The organism is Bacillus sp. AR8-1 (genome assembly GCF_008042345.1).
GTDB classification, from domain to species: Bacteria; Bacillota; Bacilli; order Bacillales; family Bacillaceae_G; genus Bacillus_A; species Bacillus_A cereus.
The window spans coordinates 1-1,049 of sequence record NZ_QNUB01000088.1; the positions used below are offsets into that span (position 1 = coordinate 1).

The window sequence follows — 1,049 nt, forward strand, 5'->3', positions numbered from 1 at the left end:
CTCCAGAATCTTACGTTGTATATCAGGAAAGTAACGGATGGTTAGATTTGGGGAATGGACAATGGGTGTATAATGATCCTTCTTACATTAATTTTGTAAAGACAAGTAATAGTGATGGAAGTCCGATTGGGGTTGCATATATACAAGGGATGAATGTAAATTTAAGAAGTGGTCCATCAACTACATCTGCAGTTATCCGCCAATTAAATTCTCCAGAATCTTATTTAGTATATATAAATGAAAATGGTTGGTTAAACCTTGGTGGAAATCAGTGGGTATATAATGATCCATCGTATATTAAGTATACTCAATATTAGCAATTAAAATGATAATGCAATATGGATGCGTATCTTTGTTATGTATAACAAAGATACGCATTTTAATAACAACATTTATTTTCATACTTATGCACTATGTTTTAAAAAGAAACATTAGAAAAGCGGATAGAATCTAAATAGTATATATTAAAAAAGTTTTCTGATATACATTGACAATGTATGTAGGATACATTAATCTTTAATTGTTAATGATAATCGATTTCATCTAGGGAGGACATATGATACATACTAAAAAACTAATTATGTTCTGCATTATGATACTCATGGTTGTAATTGCAGGATGTAGTAAAGAAGAGAAAAAGGAAAATGATATATCAGCGAAAGCAAAAGATTCATATACGGTAAAGCATGCAATGGGCGAAACGACAGTAAATGGTACACCTAAAAAAGTTGTTGTTTTAACAAATGAAGGTGCAGAGGCTCTTCTAGCTGTGGGCGTAACGCCAGTGGGGACTACGAAACCACGTGCTGGTGATGAATGGTATCCTCATGTAGCGAAAGAGTTAAAAAATACGGAAGTTGTAGGAACTGAACGTGATATTAATTTAGAAGCAGTAATGAAGCTTAAGCCAGATTTAATTATCGGAAATAAAATGCGTCACGAAAAAATATATGATCAGCTAAAAGAAATCGCACCAACTGTTTATGCAGAAACATTACGCGGTGATTGGAAAGAAAACTTTACGCTTTATACAAAAGCTGTAAATAGAG

At 32.8% G+C, this 1,049-nt stretch carries 2 protein-coding genes; both read left to right on the forward strand.

Annotated features, from left to right (window positions below):
* Positions 1-317, forward strand: a 317-nt coding sequence (locus DN400_RS29240) for an SH3 domain-containing protein (RefSeq protein WP_481747373.1), incomplete at its 5' end; no start/stop codon positions are given.
* A 239-nt stretch (positions 318-556) separates the two neighbouring features.
* The coding region (locus DN400_RS29245; protein ID WP_147802116.1) for an ABC transporter substrate-binding protein at positions 557-1,049 on the forward strand (493 nt) is incomplete at its 3' end.